General features: G+C 70.7%; 21 protein-coding genes and 1 pseudogene. 12 read left to right on the forward strand and 10 right to left on the reverse strand.

The annotated features are described in order from the left end of the window. Positions 1 to 45: 45 nt before the first annotated feature. The 3 genes from OG223_RS50265 to OG223_RS50275 form a co-directional block, all read right to left on the reverse strand. Positions 46 to 1446: a glutamate decarboxylase gene (locus OG223_RS50265; RefSeq protein ID WP_329264255.1), complete on the reverse strand. Its 1401-nt coding sequence runs from the start codon at positions 1444 to 1446 to the stop codon at positions 46 to 48. A gap of 185 nt (positions 1447 to 1631) precedes the next feature. After that, positions 1632 to 2915 (reverse strand): cysteine desulfurase, encoded by a 1284-nt coding sequence (locus tag OG223_RS50270; protein WP_329264256.1) that lies wholly within the window; start codon positions 2913 to 2915, stop codon positions 1632 to 1634. Further along, the gene (locus OG223_RS50275; RefSeq protein ID WP_329264258.1) at positions 2912 to 4324 is read right to left on the reverse strand and encodes a family 2B encapsulin nanocompartment shell protein; all 1413 of its coding nucleotides are present in this window, start codon (positions 4322 to 4324) and stop codon (positions 2912 to 2914) included. The genes OG223_RS50270 and OG223_RS50275 overlap by 4 nt, the downstream gene beginning before the upstream one ends. Before the next feature lie 172 nt (positions 4325 to 4496). On the opposite strand from OG223_RS50275, the gene OG223_RS50280 reads away from it, so the two are divergent. Next, positions 4497 to 4919: an OsmC family peroxiredoxin gene (locus OG223_RS50280; RefSeq protein WP_329264260.1), complete on the forward strand. Its 423-nt coding sequence runs from the start codon at positions 4497 to 4499 to the stop codon at positions 4917 to 4919. Between the two features lie 155 nt (positions 4920 to 5074). Here OG223_RS50280 and OG223_RS50285 read toward each other — a convergent pair whose 3' ends face one another. From OG223_RS50285 to OG223_RS50295, 3 genes are all read right to left on the reverse strand, one after another. Then, entirely contained in the window at positions 5075 to 5260 is a 186-nt protein-coding gene (locus tag OG223_RS50285; RefSeq protein WP_329264263.1) for a hypothetical protein, read from the reverse strand. A gap of 209 nt (positions 5261 to 5469) precedes the next feature. Next, positions 5470 to 5862, reverse strand: a complete 393-nt coding sequence (locus tag OG223_RS50290; RefSeq protein ID WP_329264264.1) for a DUF6086 family protein — start codon at positions 5860 to 5862, stop codon at positions 5470 to 5472. Between the two features lie 152 nt (positions 5863 to 6014). After that, positions 6015 to 6998, reverse strand: a complete 984-nt coding sequence (locus OG223_RS50295) for an AfsA-related hotdog domain-containing protein (RefSeq protein WP_329264265.1) — start codon at positions 6996 to 6998, stop codon at positions 6015 to 6017. Between the two features lie 109 nt (positions 6999 to 7107). On the opposite strand from OG223_RS50295, the gene OG223_RS50300 reads away from it, so the two are divergent. From OG223_RS50300 to OG223_RS50320, 5 genes are all read left to right on the forward strand, one after another. After that, positions 7108 to 7782: a ScbR family autoregulator-binding transcription factor gene (locus tag OG223_RS50300; RefSeq protein ID WP_329264267.1), complete on the forward strand. Its 675-nt coding sequence runs from the start codon at positions 7108 to 7110 to the stop codon at positions 7780 to 7782. Between the two features lie 238 nt (positions 7783 to 8020). Continuing rightward, on the forward strand, positions 8021 to 9277 hold the full coding sequence (locus tag OG223_RS50305; RefSeq protein ID WP_329264269.1) for a LuxR C-terminal-related transcriptional regulator: 1257 nt from the start codon (positions 8021 to 8023) through the stop codon (positions 9275 to 9277). Positions 9278 to 9340: 63 nt separating this feature from the next. After that, positions 9341 to 9589, forward strand: coding sequence for a hypothetical protein (locus OG223_RS50310; RefSeq protein WP_329264271.1), 249 nt, complete (start codon positions 9341 to 9343; stop codon positions 9587 to 9589). Further along, a complete protein-coding gene (locus OG223_RS50315; protein WP_329264272.1) occupies positions 9586 to 10479 on the forward strand; it encodes an alpha/beta hydrolase in 894 nt (297 codons plus the stop codon). The genes OG223_RS50310 and OG223_RS50315 overlap by 4 nt, the downstream gene beginning before the upstream one ends. A gap of 62 nt (positions 10480 to 10541) precedes the next feature. Next, positions 10542 to 12056, forward strand: a complete 1515-nt coding sequence (locus tag OG223_RS50320; protein WP_329264274.1) for a GMC family oxidoreductase — start codon at positions 10542 to 10544, stop codon at positions 12054 to 12056. Between the two features lie 10 nt (positions 12057 to 12066). Here the strand turns inward: OG223_RS50320 and OG223_RS50325 are convergent, their stop codons facing one another. Then, a complete protein-coding gene (locus OG223_RS50325; RefSeq protein ID WP_329264276.1) occupies positions 12067 to 12729 on the reverse strand; it encodes a TMEM175 family protein in 663 nt (220 codons plus the stop codon). Positions 12730 to 12876: 147 nt separating this feature from the next. Here OG223_RS50325 and OG223_RS50330 point away from each other — a divergent pair, with 147 nt between their 5' ends. From OG223_RS50330 to OG223_RS50345, 4 genes and pseudogenes are all read left to right on the forward strand, one after another. Continuing rightward, the gene (locus tag OG223_RS50330) at positions 12877 to 13344 is read left to right on the forward strand and encodes a cupin domain-containing protein (RefSeq protein ID WP_329264278.1); all 468 of its coding nucleotides are present in this window, start codon (positions 12877 to 12879) and stop codon (positions 13342 to 13344) included. 55 nt (positions 13345 to 13399) lie between these two features. Continuing rightward, positions 13400 to 14320 (forward strand): alpha/beta hydrolase, encoded by a 921-nt coding sequence (locus tag OG223_RS50335; protein WP_329264280.1) that lies wholly within the window; start codon positions 13400 to 13402, stop codon positions 14318 to 14320. 103 nt (positions 14321 to 14423) lie between these two features. Then, positions 14424 to 15314, forward strand: a complete 891-nt coding sequence (locus OG223_RS50340; RefSeq protein WP_329264282.1) for a helix-turn-helix transcriptional regulator — start codon at positions 14424 to 14426, stop codon at positions 15312 to 15314. Between the two features lie 261 nt (positions 15315 to 15575). After that, positions 15576 to 15938: pseudogene (locus OG223_RS50345) on the forward strand (iron chelate uptake ABC transporter family permease subunit); the annotation flags it as partial. Here OG223_RS50345 and OG223_RS50350 read toward each other — a convergent pair. The 3 genes from OG223_RS50350 to OG223_RS50360 all read right to left on the reverse strand — a co-directional run bounded on the left by OG223_RS50350 (position 15913) and on the right by OG223_RS50360 (position 18113). Then, the gene (locus OG223_RS50350; protein ID WP_329264283.1) at positions 15913 to 16479 is read right to left on the reverse strand and encodes a hypothetical protein; all 567 of its coding nucleotides are present in this window, start codon (positions 16477 to 16479) and stop codon (positions 15913 to 15915) included. The pseudogene OG223_RS50345 and the gene OG223_RS50350 sit on opposite strands and share 26 nt — an antisense overlap. Before the next feature lie 186 nt (positions 16480 to 16665). Next, positions 16666 to 17532, reverse strand: a complete 867-nt coding sequence (locus tag OG223_RS50355; protein ID WP_329264285.1) for an RNA polymerase sigma-70 factor — start codon at positions 17530 to 17532, stop codon at positions 16666 to 16668. Beyond that, on the reverse strand, positions 17529 to 18113 hold the full coding sequence (locus OG223_RS50360) for a carboxymuconolactone decarboxylase family protein (protein ID WP_329264287.1): 585 nt from the start codon (positions 18111 to 18113) through the stop codon (positions 17529 to 17531). Before OG223_RS50360 ends, OG223_RS50355 begins: the two co-directional genes overlap by 4 nt. Positions 18114 to 18254: 141 nt before the next feature. On the opposite strand from OG223_RS50360, the gene OG223_RS50365 reads away from it, so the two are divergent. Further along, the gene (locus OG223_RS50365) at positions 18255 to 19268 is read left to right on the forward strand and encodes a Ppx/GppA phosphatase family protein (protein WP_329264289.1); all 1014 of its coding nucleotides are present in this window, start codon (positions 18255 to 18257) and stop codon (positions 19266 to 19268) included. A 221-nt stretch (positions 19269 to 19489) separates the two neighbouring features. Next, positions 19490 to 20716 carry a PP2C family protein-serine/threonine phosphatase gene (locus OG223_RS50370; RefSeq protein ID WP_329264292.1) on the forward strand — a complete coding sequence of 409 codons (1227 nt, stop codon included), beginning with the start codon at positions 19490 to 19492 and terminating at the stop codon, positions 20714 to 20716. The last annotated feature ends 88 nt before the right edge of the window (positions 20717 to 20804 follow it).

Genomic DNA, 20804 nt, shown 5'->3' on the forward strand with positions numbered 1-20804 from the left:
ATCAACTCCGTTTCCCTCAAGGTGAGTTGACGTCGACTCTCCTTGTCACGCGGTGACGAGAGGCTTGAGCGGCGGGGCGATTGCCGGCCGGGCGGTGTGCAGGTTCCTGGTGACCTCCGTCAGGTCGGCGATGAACATGCCCGCGAGTTCCGCGGTGAACCCGGTACGCACCACCAGACGCAGTACGGAGACCTCCTGGCAGGGCGCGGGGAAACCGTAGGCGGGCAGATGCCAGCCGCGGGCGCGCATCGCATGGGAGACGTCGAACACCGTGAAGCCGTGTGTGCCCGGCGCCAACCGGAAGGCGAACGCCGGGAGTTCGGAGCCGTCCGTGATCAACTCGTAAGGGGCGACGGCCTGGATGCGCGCGGCGAGTGCGCGGGCCGTGGCGCGGCTCTGCGCCGCCAGATTGCGCAGCCCTTCGAAGCCGTACCGGAGGAAGCTGTAGTACTGCGCGACGACATGCGCACCCGGGCGGGAGAAGTTGAGGGTGAAGCTGGGGGAGCTGCCGCCGAGGTAGTCGACCTCGAACACCAGGTCGTCGGGGAGGGCTTCGGCGTCGCGCCACAGGGCCCAGCCCAGGCCGGGGAAGACATGGCCGTACTTGTGTCCCGAGGTGTTGATGGAGGCGACGCGTTCGAGCTGGAAGTCCCACATGAGGCCCGGGTCGAGGAACGGGGCGACCATCGCGCCGGACGCGCCGTCGACATGCACCGGGATGTCGGTGCCGGTGGCGGCCTGGTAGCCGTCCAGGGCCATGCAGACGTCCGCGACGGGCTCGTAGGAACCGTCGAACGTGGACCCGAGGACCGTCACGACGCCGATGGTGTTGTCGTCGCAGTACGCGGTGAGCGTGTCGGCCGTGAGGTGGTAGCGGCCCGGCTCCATCGGGACGTAGCGCGGTTCCACCTCGAAGTAGTTGGCGAACTTCTTCCAGCAGACCTGGACGTTCGCGCCCATCACGATGTTCGGGCGCGCGGTGTCCTTGCCCTGGGCGCGCCGGCGTTCCTGCCAGCGGCGCTTGAGCGCGAGTCCGCCGAGCATCGCGGCCTCGCTCGAACCGGTCGTCGAGCAGCCGCGGACCTGTTCCGGCCGCGGCGCGTGCCACAGCCGGGCGAGCATCCGCACGCAGCGCTCCTCCATCGCCGTGATCTGCGGGTACTCGGCGCGGTCGGCGAGGTTCTTCTCGGCGGTCTCCGCCATCAACTCCCTTGCCTGCGGCTCCATCCAGGTCGTCACGAAGGTGGCGAGGTTCAGGCGGGCGTTGCCGTCGAGCATCAGCTCGTCGCGTACGCGGCGGCAGACCAGGTCGGGCTCCGACGCGAACTCGGGCAGCTCGTCGACGGGCTGGAGGAGGTCGGCGGCCGGCGGGAGACCGCCGCCGCGCGAAACGGTCAGGGTGTCGAACTCGGCTTCGGGCATGACGTCGGTATGCGGGATGGGCATGAGTGTCTGGATGCCTTTCTGGTCCGTGCGGCCCCGTGCACTCCGACGCTAGATCGCCAAGAGGTGCGGCGTAGGTGTCGATTACACCGATCCAGTGATCGATTTGCGTACTGATGAACTGGATTTTCCCTTGTACATACTGGACATTACTTTTCGCAGAGCAGGAGCCGGCCGACGCGGCGAGGTCAGCGCCGTCGGACCTGGATGAGCTCCCGTACCAGTCGGTCGATTTCGCCGTGGGTGTTGTAGAAGGCGAAGGAGGGGCGGACGGCGGTGGTGAGGCCGTAACGCCGTAGGACCGGCTGGGCGCAGTGGTGGCCGGCCCGGACCGCGATGCCGGCGGCGTCCAGCGTCTTGGCGATACGGGCGGGGTCCGTGCCGTCGATCGTGAAGGCTGTGACGCCGACTCCGTTCGGGGGGCCGAGCAGGCGCAGGCCCGGCACATCCTCGGCGAGGCGGTGCCGGGCGTACGCGACGAGTGCCCTTTCGTGGGCGTGGGCCGCGTCCAGGCCGATGGATTGGAGATAGTCGACGGCCGCGCCGAGCCCGATGGCGCCGGCGATGTGGCCGGTGCCCGCCTCGAACTTCTGTGGTGGCGGGGCGTATCGGGTGTGCTCGAAGCTGACGGACGTGATCATCGAGCCACCGCCCTGCCAGGGCGGCATCTCCTCCAGAAGTTCCGAACGGCCGTACAGGACGCCGATCCCGGTCGGGCCGAAGAGCTTGTGGCCGGACAGGACGTAGAAGTCGGCGCCCAACTTGCCCACGTCCACGCGTAGATGGGGGACGGCCTGGGCGCCGTCGACGATCACGACCGCGCCGTGCGCGTGCGCTGCGTCGGTCATCGCGCTGACGGGGAGGACGGTGCCGAGGACGTTGGAGACGTGCGCGAGGGCGACGATCCGGGTGCGGGGGCCCAGCAGGGCGTCGTAGGCGGCGAGGTCCACGGTGCCGTCGTCGTGCAGGGGGACGATCCGCAGCCGGGCGCCCTTCTCGGCGCACAGCAACTGCCAGGGGACGATGTTGGCGTGGTGTTCGAGGGTGGTGAGGACGATCTCGTCGCCGGCGCCCACGCGAGTGCGGCCCCAGGTCTGGGCGACCAGGTTGATGCCTTCGGTGGCGCCCCGTACGAAGACGACCTCCTCGGCCCGCCCGGGCCCGATGAAACGCGCGATCCGGCTTCGCGCGCTCTCCAGCAGGGTGGTGGCCTCACGGGCGAGGGTGTGTGCGCCCCGGTGCACGTTCGAGTTGTGGTGGGCGTAGAAGTCGCCTACGGCGTCGATGACTTGGCGGGGTTTGTGGGCGGTGGCGGCGCTGTCGAGCCAGACGAGCGGGCGGCCGCGGACAGTGCGCGAGAGGGCGGGGAAGTCGGCCCGTACGGCGTCCACGGGGAAGGCCGATGGGCCGGGCGGGGGAGCGCCGGCCCGGTCCAGCCAGTACCTGGCGGTGTTCGAGGCGGCGGTGCTCATGCGTACGGGTGGTAGTGGGCGACCTGGACCTGCTCCAGCATGCCGATCGCGTCGTCGACGAGTACGGCGGCGGAGAAGTACGAGCTGACCAGGTGCGAGGCGACCGCCCGCCGGTCCAGCCCCATCGGCTCCACCGCGATGCCGGGGGCGTGTTCGTGGGGCAGTTGGTCGGGACGCAGGCCGACGACGCCCCGGTTCTCCTCACCGACCCGCAGCAGCAGGATGGTCGACGTCGACTCCACCGGGTCGACCGGGATCTTGTCGGTCGGTACGAGGGGCACCCCTCGCCAACTCAGGAACGGACTGCCGTACATCTCGAAGATCACCGGGGGCACACCCCGGCGCGTACACTCCCGGCCGAACGCGCCGATCGCGCGCGGGTGGGCGAGGAAGAACGCGGGCTGCTTCCATACGACGGTGAGGAGTTCGTCCAGGTCGTCGGGGGTCGGCGGGCCGGTGCGGGAGCGGACGCGGAAGGCAGGGGCGACATTGTTCAGCAGCCCGAACTCCGGGTCGTTCAGCAGCTCGCGCTCCTGCTGCTCCAGGATCAGCTCCACGGTCAGACGCAGTTGTTCCTCGTGCTGGTTCAGCGGCACGTTGTAGAGGTCCGAGACGCGGGAGTGCATCCTCAACACGGTCTGCGCCACGGCGAGTTCGTGCTCGCGCGGCTCCGGGTCGTAGTCCACGAAGGTCTCGGGCAGTTCCGCCTCGCCGTGGTGCCCCGAGGCGACGGCCGGTATCCCCGCGCCACCGGTCTGCCCGCCGCTCCTGAACTCCGCGAAGGCGCGGGCGAGTTCGGGGTGCTCGTCCTCCAACTGCCGTAGCCGGTCCGGGTCCAGGACGAGCAGGGTGCTGTTGGTCAGGGCGACCACCGTGTACGGCCAGTCTCCGCCGCGCAGGGAGGCCTCCTCGTCGAAGAACTCCTCCTCGCCCATGATTCCGAGCACGGTGGGCTCGCCGTAGTGCCCGGTGCCGCGCCGCTCCAACTGGCCGTGCGCGACGACATACAGGCCATCGGCCGGCCTGCCCGCCTCGGCGAGTGTCGTGCCGGCGATGACGTGCTTCGTACGGAACGCGGCCGCGACCTCCTCCAGCAGGCGCAGGTCCATCACATCCCGCAGGGCGAGGAGTTCGCGCATGTCCTCGGCCATGATCCGGCTGCCGTCGGCGCCCGGGAGCAGGGTGATCCGCCCGTCGCCCACCGCGTAGGCGACACAGCGGTTGACCCGGTAGGTACCGGCCTCCACCTCCACCCAGGGGAGCAGCCTGAGCAGCCAGCGCGGGGTGGTCAGGGAGAGCTGTGCCGGGGTCTTGGTGGTGGTCGCGATACTCCGGGCGGCGCGGGTCCCGAGGCTGGTGGCGGCCGGGGTGGTGGGCTGGGTCCCGCCGTCGACGGTCCATTCGCTCACGATGATCCCTTCCTGGATTCTCGCACTCTGCATTCCCCGGCCAACTGCCTTTCAAATTACCCAATTCGGGGACTTGACCGAAACGATCGTTATGTCCACGATGAGCACGGGACGGTTCCCCGACATTGTTCGCGTACGGCAGCCGTCATTCGCACAGCATGCAGGAGACTTGATGGAGATCACCGGAAATACCCGAACCCACTGGGAAGGCCCGCTGAAGGAGGGCGTCGGCCGTATGAGTTTCGGCTCGGGTGCCGCCTCCCCGGAGCTGCGTTATCCCCTCAGTCCGATCCCGCCCCAGCGGCAGACGTCCCCCGAGGAGCTCATCGCCGCTGCTCAGGGAGCCTGCTTCACGATGATGCTGTCCCACGTCCTCACCGAGGCCGGCACCCCACCGAGCAGCGTGACCACCGAATGCGACGCGACCCTGAGCGTCGGCACCGGATTCACGCTCATCAACATCAAGGTCCAGGCGGCAGTGCCCGGAATCACCGAGGAAGAACTGCGCCGGGCCGCCGCGACCGCGGAGCAACGGTGCCCGGTGAGTAAGGCGTTGAGCGCGATTCCGTCGAATGTGCAGACGGAGTTGATCTGAGGGAAGGTGTGCTCACGAGGTGCTGGGTGCCTGGCCTGAACCGGGCACCCAGTGGAATTGCCGCGCATTCGATGAAATCAACGCGGCAATTCAGACGGAGGCTTCTTCGGACGCGGCAAGGTGCAGGGGCGTGCGGCCGTCGTGGTCACCCGCGCCTAGACGTCCTCCAGGAGGCCGGTGGAGCGGAGAATCGTGACGAGCTCGTCTCTGGAGAGCGTCTGGCTTCCGTCGTCGTCAGAGGCATCGAAGGCGTCGAAGAGCGCACGATAAGCGGCTTCGAAGGGATCCGGCTCTGCAGCCGATGTGGCGGGCTGCTCCTTGCGGCGGGCGGTTGATGCCATGTTCGTCACCTCGTGCGGGAAGTGCCTGACCGATGAGGGGAGTTCGGCAGGAGAGCATTACGGCTCTTATGTTTCAGCTCATACCCGGAGGCGGGTTGTCCGCTACGGGACCCTCACTCGATCAGGGAGGCATGTGGGAGCAGAATTCGTCCCGTGCGTGCGCGGGGGCGCCCCCTGGTCGGGGTGGTCCTGGTCCCGGGCGCGGCGGTTCAGCAGGCCATCGAGCGGTCCAACTCCCTTGCCCGGGTGTCCAGTGCGGTGAAGACGGCGGCTGTTGTGGTCCGGGTGTCGCCGGGAACCCGCACGTCGATTCCGGCACGCCGTGCGAGCGCGACGGCCGTCGCCACGAACCCCTCGGAGAGCGCGAGGATCACGGAGTGCCCTGTCCGGCAGTGCCGGGCGACCAGGGTGCGTACGAACTCCGCGTAGGCGACCGGATCGACCTCGAGTGTGTCCGGGTCGCCCCAGTACTTGCCCTGGCCGATACCCGAGGGCAGGTTCAACTCCGCCTCGAAGAGCTCGAGTTGTCGTAGGAACAGGCGTCCCGCGCCGTTCGACGGGTTCCAGAGCGTCTCGTCGCCGATGTCGAAGTTCATGCTCATGGTCGATTCCCCCTGATCAACTGCCCGGCTCAGAGTAGGAGATCGGAGGACGGTTGGCACTTGGGTATATCGGTGCTTCGTGCTCGGTGCCCGGGGGGCTCTTGGCGATGGGCGCCCGTTCTCCGGGCGAACAGGCGTCCATCGCGGGTGAGTTACCCCCTCGTCGCGAACGACAGCGTGCCGGAGGCTGTCGTATCGCCGCCCTGGGTGACCTGGAAGGCCCAGTTGTCCTCGGCCGGTTCGCATTCGACGTGGACGGGGGAGTTCCACTCGGTGAAGCGGAGGGCTTGCATGTCGCAGCCGCTCAGTCGGCCGGGGGAGGCTCCCGCCAGGCAGGCCGCCTGCCGGGCCGCCTCCAGGAGGACCATGCCGGGCACGTGGTCGCTGGGGTGGTCGAAGAACCGTGGGTGGCGCAGGTCCGCGGGTGCGACGAGCAGGGCTCCGGAGGGGGCGCGGACCAGCATCACGTCGCCGGGGGACGGGACCGACACCTCGGTCGGCGACGGGCGCCGGTGCACGTCGTCCGGAACGGGGCCGGCGGCGGCGTTCGGGCCGCGGAGCGTCTCGTACTCCTCCTCGGACAGGACCCGGACGCGTCCGAAGGCCGAGCCGAACTCGCGCCCGGCGGCGGAGAGTTGGATCCGTACGCTCAGCGCGACCGGCCACGGCACGTCGTCCACGCGGCGCACGTCGAACACCTCGGCTCGGCACAGCACATCGGTGGCGCCGTAACCGACCACCGGCTCCGTGTCGTTGTCGAGCCGGAAGCCGACGCTCCTGATGACGGGCCTGCTCGTACTCGGTGCGCCGAGGAAGCGCTGACAGAGGTAAAGGCCGACTTGGCGGATCGTCTCGGCGGCCAGCATCGGATCGTGCCGTTCGTCGGAACCCGAACCCGAACCCGGCGCCGAACCCGAACCGGCACCGGCACCGGCACCGGCACGGGACGTGGCGTACGAGCGCGGCCACTGCGCGGCAAGGAGGTATCGGTCGTCGGGCAGCGCTCGGCCGTCGGTGAGCAGGACTTCGGCGACCGCTGTGCGGTGCACGAGGGTCCGGGACACGCAACTGTCCCAGCTCAGCGTCAGTTGTTCCGGGTCGACTTCGGGAGGCGCGAGCGAATGTGAGTCGGTCATAAAATAATAGAAGCTACGGTTCTCCGGCGTACGTGCGGGGAACGTCGGCCTGTCGGCTAGATTCACCGGAAAAGACGATCCGGCACGCAGGACAGGGGCGACCGAGAAAATGCAGGAACGTGCGGAAGTCACCCGGCGGGCTGTTCTGGCGACGGCCGCCGTGCTGTTCGAACAGCACGGGTACGTCGGTACGAGCATCAGTGACGTGGCGCGTACGAGCGGGTACACCAGCGGCGCGATCTATTTCCATTTCGGCAGTAAAGAAGGGCTGGCCCGGGGTGTGCTGGAAGCCCATTTCGCCGAATGGCCGCGCTATGTGGAGCATTGGGAATCCCAGAATGCCCCCGTTCTCGACCGGCTGGTGGGTCTGAGTCTCGCCGTGGCCCGGGAATTCCGGGACAACGTGATCGTCCGCGCGGGCAACCGACTCTGGAGCGAGCGCAGAACCATCCCCGTGTCCCTGCCCCGGCCCTTCGTGGGGTGGATCGACGCGACTGCCCGCATGCTGACCGCCGCCACGGAAGCGGGCGAACTCGCCCCCGGTGTCGATGCCGAGCGCGCCGCGCGGGTCCTCGTCGCCAGCTTCTTCGGCACCCATACCGTCTCCGACGCACTGGACGACCGCCGCAACATCGAGGACGCGGTGAGTGACCTGTGGATGATGCTGCTGCCCGGGTTGCAGGCGGCGCCGGTGGATCCGGCGAGCTGTCTGGAGCGGGCCAGGAAGCTGTTGGCGGGCACTCGGGGGCAGGCTGCGGCCGCGGCGCTGTCGCACGAGGACTGACCGACACCGAGGGCGCCGACCGACTCCAGCGGCAGACAGCCACCCGCCACCATCCGCCGCCACCTGCACCGCGGCCCGCCGTGCCTCCACCGGATCACCAGAACACCGGGTCACCAGATCACCGGATTCCGGTGAGGACCGCTCACCTGTCCCGCGACAAACCTGGGGCGTGCGGCAACGCACAGGAACGGCAAGGGACTTCGGCAACGCCCGGCAACGCCGGCAAGGAGGCGGTCTCATGAGCGAGCGCGTAGCAGTGGTGGTCGGTGCGGGCGGTGACCTGGGTCTTGCCACCACCGAGATCGCCCTCGCCGGTGACCTACGCGCCCTCGCCCTCCTCAACCTGGGCGTCACCGAGGCCTGGTCGCTACGGCTCGACGACAGTGAACGGCACCTGCTGGAGGGCGCCGCGCTCGCCCACGACATCGGCCGCCCCTATCTGGAGGTCGCCTGCCTCGCCCACCTGGGCTTCGCCTCCGGCAACCGCTCCTTCACCCTGGCCAGGCGCCGCTGCGAGCAGGCCCTGGCGCTGGCCGACCGGTACGGCTGGGGCGCCGAGGCGGTCATCGTCCCCGCGCAGGTGTCCTTCGCCGGGATGCTGATCTTCGCGGGCGAGTTCGACCACGGGGAACGGTGGCTGGAGCGCGCCCGGCACGCCACCCGGTCCGAGGGCGAGCCCGGTGTCCGGCTGCTGGTGCATCTGATGTCCGCGATGGTTCCGGCGGCGCGCGGTCAACACCACGACGCCCTGGCCGAGTTGACCGCCGCCGAGCAGGTGCAGACACATATGCGGGGCGAGCACGGGCTCTGGTCCCAGGTGACCGCCTGGACGGTGGCCACCCAGGCCCGCCTCGGCATGGTCGAGCAGGCGCGGGCCACCCTCGCCGCCCTCGACGAACGGCGGGCCGCCACCGGCGAGATCCGCACCGCCGCCGCGGTGATCCGCCTCGCCGAGCAGGACCCCGCCGGCGCCCGCCGCGAACTCCGGCCGGTCCTCGACGGCACGGCCCCCCTCACCTCCTTCCTCACTCCGATCGAGGCCCGTCTCCTGGACGCGCTCGCCTGCCGCGATCTCGGCGACGAGCACGCGACGGCGACCGCCGTGGAACAGGCGCTGCACCTCGCCGAACCGGACCGGATGATCCTGCCCTTCGCGATGACCGGCGCCTGGGAACTGCTGGAGACCCTCCAACAGCGCACCTCCCACGCCGCGTTGGTCTCCGACATCCTCGACGTCGTCCGCGGCCACACCCCGGCCGGACCGGACCGTCCGGCCACGGGACCGGCCGAGAACCTCAGCCCGAGCGAACTCCGCGTCCTGCGCTACCTCCCGACGAACCTCACCCGCCCCGAGATCGCCACCGAACTGTCGGTGTCCCTCAACACCGTCAACACCCACATCCGACGCATCTACGCCAAGCTCGGCGCCGGCGATCGCTCCTCGGCGGTACAGCGCGGCCGTGAGCTGCGTCTCCTGTCGAACGGCCGCGGCTGAGGGCCGCACGATCACCGGATTCCGGCGACGCGGCCTCACCTGTCCGCCCACGACGATGGGTCCATGGGTGATGACCCCGTCCTGTACCAGATACGGGTCTACGGCCACCTCGGCCCCACCCTGCTGACGGCGTTCCCGGCGTTCGCGCCCGAGCAGCAGGGCACCGAAACCGTGCTCACCGGGCTGCTGCCGGACGCCTCGGCGCTCTACGGCGTCCTCTCCGAGATCGAGGCGCTCGGCCTCGACCTCCTCGAAGTCCGCAGAGTGAGTGCGCGCCCGAACCCGTCCCCACCCAAGGGAGATGTTCCGTGAGCACCGAGCAGCAACAGACCCTCGACGCGATCCTGCGCCAGTCCGCCTTCCCCGTCGGCAGCTCCGTCGACGAACAGCGGCTCCAGCTCGGCAAGTTGACGTCGGCGCAGCCGCTGCCCCCCGAAATCACCGTGACATCACGCGCGTTGGGCGGTGTCCCCGTCGCCGAGATCACGGTCGACGGCGTCGAACCCCGGCACGTCGTCCTCTACTTCCACGGCGGCGTCTACGTCCTGGGCGACGCGGCCAGTGCCGCCGGCCTGGCCTCCCAGGTCGGCCGACGGACCGGAGCCAGGGCCTACTCCGTCGACTACCGGCTCGCGCCCGAACACCCGTATCCGGCCGCGGTGGACGACGCGTTCGCCGCCTACGAAGCCCTCCTGCACGAAGGCGTCATCCCCTCGGACATCGTCTTCGCGGGCGAGTCCGCGGGCGGCGGACTCGCCGTCGCCACCCTGGTCAACGCCCGCGACCACGGGCTGCCCCTGCCGGCCGCCGCCTACGTCATGTCGCCGTACGCCGACCTCACCCTCGCCGGTGCCTCCATCGACACCAAGGGTGCCGCCGATCCGCTGCTCTCCCGGGAACTCCTCGAACCCCGGGTCACCAACTACACGGCGGGACGGGCCCCTTCGCTTCCACTGATCAGCCCCGTCTTCGCCGACCTCACGGGCCTGCCGCCCCTCCTCATCCAGGTCGGAAGCCACGAGGTCCTCCTCGACGACGCCGTACACCTCGCCCAACAGGCCGCCGCGGCAGACGTGTCGGTCACCCTGGAGGTCACCCCGGGCGTGCCGCACGTCTTCCAGGCCTACGGCCCGCTCCTCGACGAAGCGAGCGTCGCGCTGGACAGGGCCGGAGAGTTCCTGACGGCTCGGCTCCGCGGGTGACGTCAACTCCCGCGCACCTTCGGTCCGTTCACCAACACCGCCCGTAACAGGAGGAGTTCGTCATGGCCGACGCACCCGCCACCGCCGATGTCGTGGTCGTCGGCGGAGGCTCCGCCGGCGCGGTCCGCGCGGCCCGCCTCAGCCAGGACCCCGCCCGCACGGTCCTGCTGCTCGAAGCCGGGCACGTCTACGCCGCCGACGCCTACCCGCCCGCCCTGCTCGACGCCGACAGGATCGCGGACCCGGAACACGACTGGGGCTACACCTCACGCGGCACCGACCAGGGGTCTCAACTCCCCACCCCACGCGGCAAAGTACTCGGCGGCAGCTCCGCGGTGAACGCCTGCGTCGCGCTGCGCGCCCGCGCCGCCGACTTCGCCCGGTGGGGCGAGCACGGCGTCGAGGGCTGGTCCTACGACGACGTACTCCCGACCTTCAAACTCCTGGAGAACACCCCCACCGGCGACGACGCCTACCACGGGCGGACCGGTCCGCTGTCGATCCGGCAGCGCACGGACAGCGAACTGACGCCGTCCCTGCGGGGATTCGTCGAGGCGTCCGTCGCCCACGGCTTCAAGCGCGTGCACGACTTCAACGGCGCCGAGCAGAACGGCGCCGACGGCTACCCGGTCGACGTCGTCGACGGAGTCCGGCAGAACACGGGCCTCGTCTACCTCACCGCCGAGGTACGCCGACGCCCCAACCTCACCGTCCGCGGCGACGTGACCATCGACCGCGTGCTGTTCGACGGCGCGGCCGCCACCGGCGTCCTGGCCGCGGACGGCACGGTGTACCGGGGGAGCGAAGTCGTCCTCTGCGGCGGCACCTACGGCAGTCCGGCCATCCTGCTGCGCTCCGGCGTCGGACCCGCGGCCGACCTCACCGCACTGGGCATCCCGGTCGTCGCCGACCTGCCCGTCGGGCAGCGCCTCCAGGACCAGGTGGGCTACTACAACGCCTACGCGCTGGCACCCGGCCACCTGGAGATGACCCCCACGGTGGGCTCCCTCCTGTGGACGGCCTCCAGCGAGGCCGCCGCCGACGAACTGGACCTCCACGTCACCGCCACCCACCTGATGGACGGCTCCTTCAGCCCCACCGGAGGCGCGATCGTCCTGATGGCCGCCCTCGTCCGGCCCGAGGCGACCGGCACACTGAGACTGGCCGGCCGCGACCCCGACGACGCCCCGCTCATCGACGCCCGGTTCCTCGGCACCGACCGCGACGCCCGACGCATGCTCGAAGGCGTCAAACTCGGACGGGCCATCGCTCGGGACCCGGCCTTCGCGCGGTTCGTCGCGGCGGAGATGACACCCGGCGGCGAGGTGACCGACGACGCATCGCTGTCCCGGATCATCGCCGCGAACCCCGCCATCTACGGCCACCCCACCTCCACGGCACCGATGGGCGGCTCCGGCGACCCCTGGGCCCTCGTCGACTCCGACGGCGCCGTCAAGGGAGTGGACGGTCTGCGGGTCGTCGACGCGTCGATCATTCCCGAGGTCCCCTCGTCCACCACGAACGTCACCGTCATCATGGTGGCGGAACACATCTACCGGCGCGTCTACGCCAGTTGACCTCGGATGGTCAGTCCGCCGGGCCCTGCTGCGCGGAGCGGCTCCGCCGCCGGTCGACGACGGTGTCGGCGACCGGTACCACGATCCAGCACAGGTACGCCCAGTGCGTGACGAGCGAGACCGGGATCGAGACCAGGAAGCCGAGCGCCACCATGCCTATGCCCCGGATGGACCGGGTGAGGACCTCGGGCGGCGTGCCGGCGCGTTGGAGGCCGTCGCGGCGGACCTCGCGGACCATCAGGATGAACAGGAGACAGGACGCGAACTGCACGGCGGCGTAGAAGACGAACCGGGCCTGGAACGCTCCCTCGCCGCCGATCACGTCCGTCGCGAACGGGGTGATCACCAACGTGAGCAGCCAGTACATGGTCAGGGCCGTCAACCGGCTGTTGGTCGCCGTGACGTAACGGAACACGCGGTGGTGCGAACGCCAGTGGGCGGCGATCACCACGAAACTGATCATGAACGCCAGATAGCTCTCGCGGTGTGACGTGGCCGAGTGCCACAACTCGGAGTTGGTCGACCCCTCCGGCACCGGCAGTTCCAGAGCCAGCAGCGTGAGCGCGATGGCGACCACCGCGTCCCCGAAGAACGTGAGCCGGTCACCGGAGACCGCCCGGATCTCCATGTCCTCGTCCTGGGACGGCAGTTCTTGATCAGTCGAGACATCCATGGCAGCAGAGAATGCCACACGTGACGGGGACTGGTACTGCTGGTCCTACCCGCACGGCTGGCGACCGGCGCGTGCGGAAGAGGATCATCGGAAGGACAGGGCACGGCCCCGACCGGAGACCGCTGACCGCGCAGAACGGACCGCCACATGACCATGGCCTACCTCGCACAGCCCGACCAGCAGCAGAAGCTCGAATGGCTCGACGGCGGCGAGTTCGCCGTCCTCCTGGACGCCGCGGCCACCGGCGGACAGTTGACCGTGGGACGGTTCTCCGTCGCCAAGGGCGAGGCACCGCCGTACCACAAGCACACCCGTGAGGACGAGGTCTTCATGCTCATCAAGGGGAGTGCGCTGCTGTGGTGCGACGACGAGGAGATGGAGCTGTCGGAGGGCGGCATCGTCTTCCTGCCGCGGAACGTGCCGCACGGCTACCGGATCACCTCCGACACGGCCGACCTGCTGATGATCTGCACACCCGGCGGCATCGAGGGCATGTTCCGGCACGCGGGACGTGACCTCACGACCCCGCGCCCCGAGGGCTTCGAGATCTCGCGGGACATCATGGCCGAGGCCGCCGACCTGTACGGCCAGGTCATCGTCGGCCCGCCCCGCTGACCCACGCCAGGCCCACCGCTCCACCGCACCGACCGGAACCACGAAAGGCACCGCCATGTCCCGGCAACAGCGCCAGGCCCTCGACGAGATGCTGCGGCACGGCCCGCTCGACCTCGGCGGGGACGTCGACCGGCAGCGCGCCCTCTTCCACGACATGATGACGTCCATCCCGCTGCCGCCCGACGTCTCGACCACCGAGGGCGAACTGGGCGGCGTACCGGTCGTCACCGTCGGGACGCCGGCGAACGACCCGGCGACCGTCCTGCTGTACCTGCACGGTGGCGCGTATGTCATCGGCTCCGCGGCCGACGCCGCCGGTCTGGCCGCCGAGGTCTCCCGGCGCACCGGTGCGCGCGCCGTCTGCGTCGACTACCGGCTGGCACCCGAGCACCCGTTTCCCGCGGCCGTCGACGACGCCCTCGCCGTGTACCGGGCCCTGCTCGACGACGGAGTTCCCAGTTCCGCCATCGCCTTCGTCGGTGAGTCCGCGGGCGGCGGGCTCGTCGCCGCGACACTGGTCGCCGCTAAGGACGCGGGGCTGCCCCAGCCCTCCTCGGCCGCGGTCTTCTCCCCGTGGGCCGACCTGACCGTGTCCGGCGACAGCGCGAAGAGCAAGGCCGACGTCGACGCCTCCCTCACCCCGGAAGGCCTGCGCACCCGTGCCCGCGACTACCTCGGCGACACGGACCCGACCGACCCGCATGCCAGCCCCGTCTTCGCCGAACTGACCGGCCTCGCGCCCCTGTTCATCCAGGTCGGCTCCTACGAGATCCTCCTGGACGACGCCGTACGGCTGGCAGCGCGCGCCGCCGAGCACGACGTCCACGTGGAACTCCAGGTCTGGCCCCAAGTGCCGCACGTCTTCCAGGCGTTCGCCGCGATGCTCGACGAGGGTGCCGCCGCGCTCGACGCCGCCGGCGCTTTCATCCGGGCCCGGTGGGCCGACGTCGACGCATCGCGCGAAGCCGGCGAGTGAAGTCCGTGGGTGAGGGCGGCGCGTGAGAGTGGGGAGTAAAGACTCCGCCGTCCGGCGGCTGAACGGCCGTGTGCGGCACGCCAGTTGAACGACAATGTGCTCCATGGCTACGACGAACCACTTCGGCATCGCTCTGCGGGGGTGGCGCGAGCGGGTGTCGCCGCAGGACAGCGGGCTGGAGGCGGGCGGGGACCGGCGTATCCCCGGGCTGCGCCGGGAGGAACTGGCCGGGCTGGCCGGCCTGTCGGTCGACTACGTGGTCCGGCTGGAACAGGGCCGCGCTCGCAACCCGTCGGTCCAGGTGGTCACCGCGCTGGCCAGGGCGCTGCGGCTCGAACCGTCCGAGCGCGACCATCTGTTCCGCTGCGCGCACCTCGCACCGCCCGCGGCCGGGAACGTGTCCTGGCACGTCCCCGCGCGGGTGCACCGGCTGGTGGGTCAACTGGCGGGCAGTCCCACCGCGGTGTTCGCCGCCGACTGGACCCTCGTGAGCTGGAACGACATGTGGTCCGAGGTGATCGGTGACCCCCGTACGTACGGCTGGGTCGAGCGCAATCTCGTGGCCGGCATGTTCCGGCCGAGGGGCGTACGGGGACGGGAGCCGATCGCGGCCTGGCCGGTGCGGTCCAGGGCGGGCGACGAGGTCGAGGAGGAGGACCTCGTCGCCGACCTGCGGGTGACGGCGGCCGCCCATCCCCATGACGCGCGGCTCGCCGCCTTCGTCGACCGCATGCTGCACGACAGCCCGCGCTTCGCCCATCTGTGGTCCAACGGCACCGCGCGCACCCATGTCGGCGACCGCAAGACCGTCGAACATCCCCGGGTGGGCGACCTAGACCTCGATCTCGACGTCGTGATGGCCGCGGGCACCGACCTCAGGATCGTCACGTACACGGCGGCGACCGGGACGACCGACGCGGAGAAGATGGACGCCCTGCGGACCGCCTGTCCACGGCAGGCCCGCACCATGTCGCGTACGGGCGGTCCGAGTTGAGGGGTGCGGATGAACCGGTTGCTCCGGTTTGTTGCGCTCCCCAGACCTCCCGCGGGGGAAGTCCGGTGAGAGTCCGGCGCTGACCCGCGACGGTGTGCGTGGCGACCCCGGTCGTCGCGCGAGTCCGATCGTCCGTGGGTGGTGCGACCCGTTGACTGCTCGCCGTGGACTGCGAGAGGGGACCGAGCGGCCGGCACGGTCGTCCGGGCTGTCTCCTCGATCGAGGCTCACCAGGCGGCCCCGGGTGAAGGACCGCCGATCGTGCGCCGAATACCCCTGCCGCCCTTGCTGCTCGGGCTTGTGCTCCTGCTCTGTGCGTCCCTGTTGTGCGGGGTCGGTCTCGGCGCCGCCGGGATCGGCACGGGGAACCTGTTCCGGTACCTGTGGGCCGGTGTCACCGGCGGGACCGTGCACTCCACCGACGCGGCCGCCTACACCGTCGTCTGGGAGATCCGGCTGCCGCGCGTCGTGCTCGCGGCCGTCGTCGGGGCGGGACTCTCGTCCGTCGGCGTGGCCGTGCAGGCCATGGTCCGCGACGCGCTCGCCGATCCCTTCGTGCTGGGCATCTCTTCGGGTGCGGCGGTGGGCGCCAACGCCGTCATCCTGCTGGGCGCGTTCGCGGGCGCCCCGTCAGACGCTCACCCGGCCGCTGCGTCTGCTCCGTGCAGTCGAGGTCCTCCTCCAGCATCCGGGCCTGTTCCCACGAAGCGTCCAGCGCGGTGCGGTGCACGGTGACCGTCGCCGACAGCCGCACGGCTCCCTTCGCGCCGGCGGCGGGCACCTGGAAGTGCCGGGTCAGCGTGGCCAGCGCGTCCCCGGGCAACGGCTCCAGCCGCCACAGACAGTCGTCGCCCAGCACCGCCCACTGTCCGGGGTCGCTCTCGTACGGCGTCGCCCGCGCCACGCCGGTCCCGAACAACTCCGGCCCGGAGATGACCCGTTCGATCAGCATCCGGGCCTGCGCGGCGGTCTTCGGCTCCTTGCCCGGATCGGTCTCCGGGGTCGCCGACGCGGCAGACTGCGCGTCTGCGGTAGGGGCGCTGCTCCGGGACGCCCCGGACGTCGTCGACGGCGACGCGGAACCATCACCTCCCGTGCACCCCAGGACCAGCGCCCCGCAGACCGCCGCCACCCCGCCGACACGCACTGCTCTGGCATACGCCACGACGTCGCCCCCTCTTCGGCCTGTCGTGCGGCCGAACCCATGCCCGTACCGATGCGCTCGGTCACGGGACGGTCCCCCGCCCTCCGCTTCTGTTTCCGGCTTCGCACAGGATGCGTACAGACACGTCGATCGTAGAGCCGGGCTCCTCAACTCCCGCTGGTCGAGGCGAAGTTCGCGGCGGCGCGCTCACCTGGCGAGTTCGGTCGACTCGTCGAGTTGCGTCAGCTTCTGCGGATTGCGCACCACGTAGATCGTGGTGACCCGGCCGTCCTCCACCACGAGACTGATCGCGGACGGCTCGCCGTCGACCTCCATCAGGCCCGCCGGCTCACCGTTGAGCCACACGGGCAAGGTGTCGAACGCGGCCACCGACCGATGCGCGCGGGCAAGGATCGGCGCCACCAGCTCGGCCCCGTGGATCGGGGCGAGCGCGGCGGCGACCACCCCGCCGCCGTCGGTCACCAGCACCACGTCCGGCGCCATCACCTCCAGCAGCTCCTGCAACTGCCCGGTCCGCAGCGCCCGCAGGAACCGCTCCACCACGGCCTGCTGCTCCGACCGGCTCACCCGCACCCGCGGCCGCCGCGCCGCCACATGCTCCCGGGCCCGCCGCGCGACCTGTCGTACGGCGGCCGCGGACTTCCCGACGACCTCGGCGATCTCGCCGTACGGCAGCTCGAAGACCTCGCGCAGCACGAACACCGCCCGCTCCGTGGGCCCGAGCGTCTCCAGTACGGTCAGCATCGCGAGCGAGACGTTCTCCGCGAGCTCGACGTCCTCGGCCACATCGGGACTGGTCAGCAACGGTTCCGGCAGCCACTCGCCCACATACTCCTCGCGGCGGCGCGACACCGTGCGCAGCCGGTTGAGCGCCTGCCGGGTGACGAGCCGGACGAGGTACGAGCGCGGGTCCCGCACCTGTGACCGGTCGACGTCGGCCCACCGCAGCCAGGACTCCTGCAGCACGTCCTCCGCGTCGGCCGCCGACCCGAGCATCTCGTAGGCGACGGTGAACAGCAGGCTGCGGTGGGCGACGAACGGGTCCTGGATCATGCCGTCGACGCTACGTCGGCTCCGGCGTGCTCCGTCCGGAGGACCGGTGGAATCGCGCACGAGTCCGCGTAGCCCTGAGAGGTGATCCCGTGCGCGGTGTTGCACCTGGCCGCCATGTTGGCGAAGCCGATGAACACGGTGAGTTCGACCAGCGCCGCCGGGCCGAGCCGGTCGAGCAGGCTCTTCGACAGGGCGTCGGTCACGGTCGGCGGTGTGCTCGTCATGGCCTCCGCGTAGGCGAGCACGTCCCGCTCCAGCGGCGTGAACACCTCCGACTGCCGCCAGCGCGGCACCTCGCTCGCCTTGGGCAGGTCCAGGTTCTGGTTCAGCGCCTGGAAGTAGGTGATGTCGAGGCACCAACTGCAGCCGACCTGTGCGGCGACGGCCATGTGCGCGAACGTCTTCAGACTCGCGTCGGCCGCGTCCCACGTGCCCACCTTGGCCGAGAACTCCTGGTTGGCCGCAGCGAGTTCGGGGTTGTTCCACAGCACTTCGACGGGCTCGGGAACGGCCCCGAGCTGCTTGATCAGGTTCTCCCGCAGCGCGGCGGGAAGCTCGGCCTTCGGAACGCGAAGTGTCACGGTGTTCTCCTTGGTCTGTGCGCCAGGTCGGCGGCTCGGACATGAAGACACCGGCGGGCTCGCGGATGTGACACCGGGACGAAGATCGGCAAAGGCCCGTCAGGACGACTGACGCCCCCGGCTCGGGGTACTCACCGCTCCATGCGGATGAGCGTGGTGGACGTGGGGTCGAACACGGTTCGGCTCGTGGTGGCGGACCTGGTGGACGGCGTACCCCTCCCCGTGCACACGGCGAAGTGGAAGCTGCGGCTCTCCGAGCGTGTCGGGCAGCCGTACGGAGAGATCCCCGAGGACTCCGTACGCCACCTCGTGAAGGCGGTGTCCGCCGCCGCGGAGACCGCCCGGCGATGGGGCGCCGCAGGGCCACTCGCCTTTGCCACGGCGGTCGTTCGCGGCGCGCCGAACCGGCTCGACGTGCTGCGCACGGTGCGTGCCGAGACCGGCGTACGGCTGTGCACGCTGCCGGGAGAGGTGGAGGGCGAGCTGACGTTCCTCGGCGCCCGGCGCTGGATGGGCTGGCGCGCGGGGCCGCTGGCCCTGTTCGACATCGGCGGCGGTACCTTCGAAGTCGCCTTCGGGCGGGGCCGGTTGCCCGATTTCGTGGCATCGCTGCCGCTCGGCGCGGGCCGGCTGACCCGGGACTTCCTCGACGGCCAGGGCCCGCCGCCCGAGCGCGCGGTCAAGGCGCTGCGTCGTGAGGCACGGCACCAACTGCGGGACGTGGCCGCACGGATCCGCTGGGAAGGGCCCCGGACCACGGTCGTGACGTCCCGTACCTTTCAGCAACTGGCCCGGCTCTGCGGCGCTGCTCCCGGACGCCAAGGTCCCTTTGTGGAAAGGCGGTTGGCGCGGTCGGAACTGCGCGCGGGCCTCGACCGGCTGGCCGCCCTCGAGGCCTCCGAGCGGGCCCTGCTCCCCGGTGTCTCGGCGCCACGGGCCGCGCAGAGCCTGGCCGGAGCCGTCGTCGGGCACACGGTCATGAAGCTCACGGGCATCAAGACCGTCACCGTCTGCCCCTGGGGCATCCGTGAAGGAGTGCTGTTGCGGTACGTCGAGGACGGCGGGTCCTGGTGGACGGAGATGACACGGCACAGCGACGACGCCGTAGCCGCGAGAGCGGTCGCCCTGCGTATCGCCCCGGTTCCGGGGAGTTGATCCCGGCATCGCCATCGCGCTGGACCAGTCGTCCGACGACGAGGTCATCGTCGTCGACGTACCCTCAACAACGCGGAGCGCAGGGCCTGTTGAGCGATTCCGCTTCCGGTCGGGGCGAGGGCGTACGGACGTCCCGGCATACCGGTATGCTCTCGACTGTTGTCTGACGGCAACTATGTCGCAAGGGTCGCGGGAGACCGTCCGGTGGGGAGGGCAGGGCCATGGTGGTGCCACAGCCGCGGGCCGACGACCTGCTGTCGGTGGGTGGCGAAGAGGCCGGTCCGGAAACCTGGGTGGCCTGGCAGCCCGCCGTCCTGCTGGTCGAGGACGACGCGGGTGACGCGCTGCTGGTGGAGGAACTGGTCGCCGACAGCGCGCTGAAGATACGGCTGCAGTGGGTGCGGTCGATGGCCGAGGCCGCCGAGGTGCTCGCCGCCGACGTGCCGGACTGTGTCCTGCTCGACCTGCACCTGCCGGACGCGCAAGGGCTCGAGGCGCTCTCCCGGGTACGCGCGGGCGCCGAGCGGGCGGCTGTCGTGGTCCTCACCGGCCTCGCCGAGGAGGAGACCGGACTGGCCGCCGTCGCCGCCGGCGCGCAGGACTACCTGATCAAGGGCCGGGTCGAGCCGGGACTGTTCGGACGGGCCGTGCGCTACGCGATCCAGCGCAAGCAGGCCGAGCGGGCGGCCGTCGCGCTGCAGGCCAGCCGTATGCAGGCGCAGGAGAACGCCCGCCTGGAGCGGGGCCTGCTGCCCAGACCCCTGCTGCGCGGCGAGGGCGTGGAGGCGGTGACCCGCTACCGCCCCGGGCGCGCGCAGGCCCTGCTCGGCGGCGACTTCTACGACATCGTGCAGAGCGTCGACGGCACCGTCCACGCGGTGGTCGGCGACGTTTCCGGACACGGTCCGGACGAGGCCGCCCTCGGCGTGGCCCTGCGGATCGCCTGGCGCACGCTGGTGCTCAGCGGTGTCACGGGCGCCGAACAGGTGGCCCGGCTGGAGGAACTCCTGGTCGCCGAGCGCGCTCGGAGCGAGGTCTTCGCGACCCTCGTCAGCCTGTCCGCCGCGCCCGGGGAGCGTACGGCCCGGGTGGTGCGCGCCGGGCACCACGGACTGCTGATGCGCGACGGCGGCGGCATGGAATGGGTCGAGGTGTCCGGCGGTCCGGCGCTGGGCGTGGTGCCCGGCCACGCGGACTGGCCGGTCGAGGAACTGGCCGTACCGGAGCACGCGGCCGTGGTGCTGTTCACCGACGGCCTGTTCGAGGGGCATGTCGGGCGGGGTTCGGAGCGGCTCGGGGAGGACGGGCTGCTGCGGCTCGCGCGGGAGCGGGCCGCGCTGGCTCCGGAGCCGTTCGTCGACGAACTGATCGCCTGCGCCGAGAGCCTGGCCGAGGCGCAGGGCGGCCTGGCCGACGACGTGGCCGTGATGCACCTGCGCTGGACATGAAGGGCCGGCCCCGGACGTGATTCACCGCGCCGGAAATGAGCAGGTGGGACGAGAGGATGTCGAGGCGGGACGAACGGTGACGGGACGA

Origin of the sequence: Streptomyces sp. NBC_01478 (assembly GCF_036227225.1) — a bacterium.
In the GTDB taxonomy this organism is placed as follows: Bacteria; Actinomycetota; Actinomycetes; order Streptomycetales; family Streptomycetaceae; genus Streptomyces.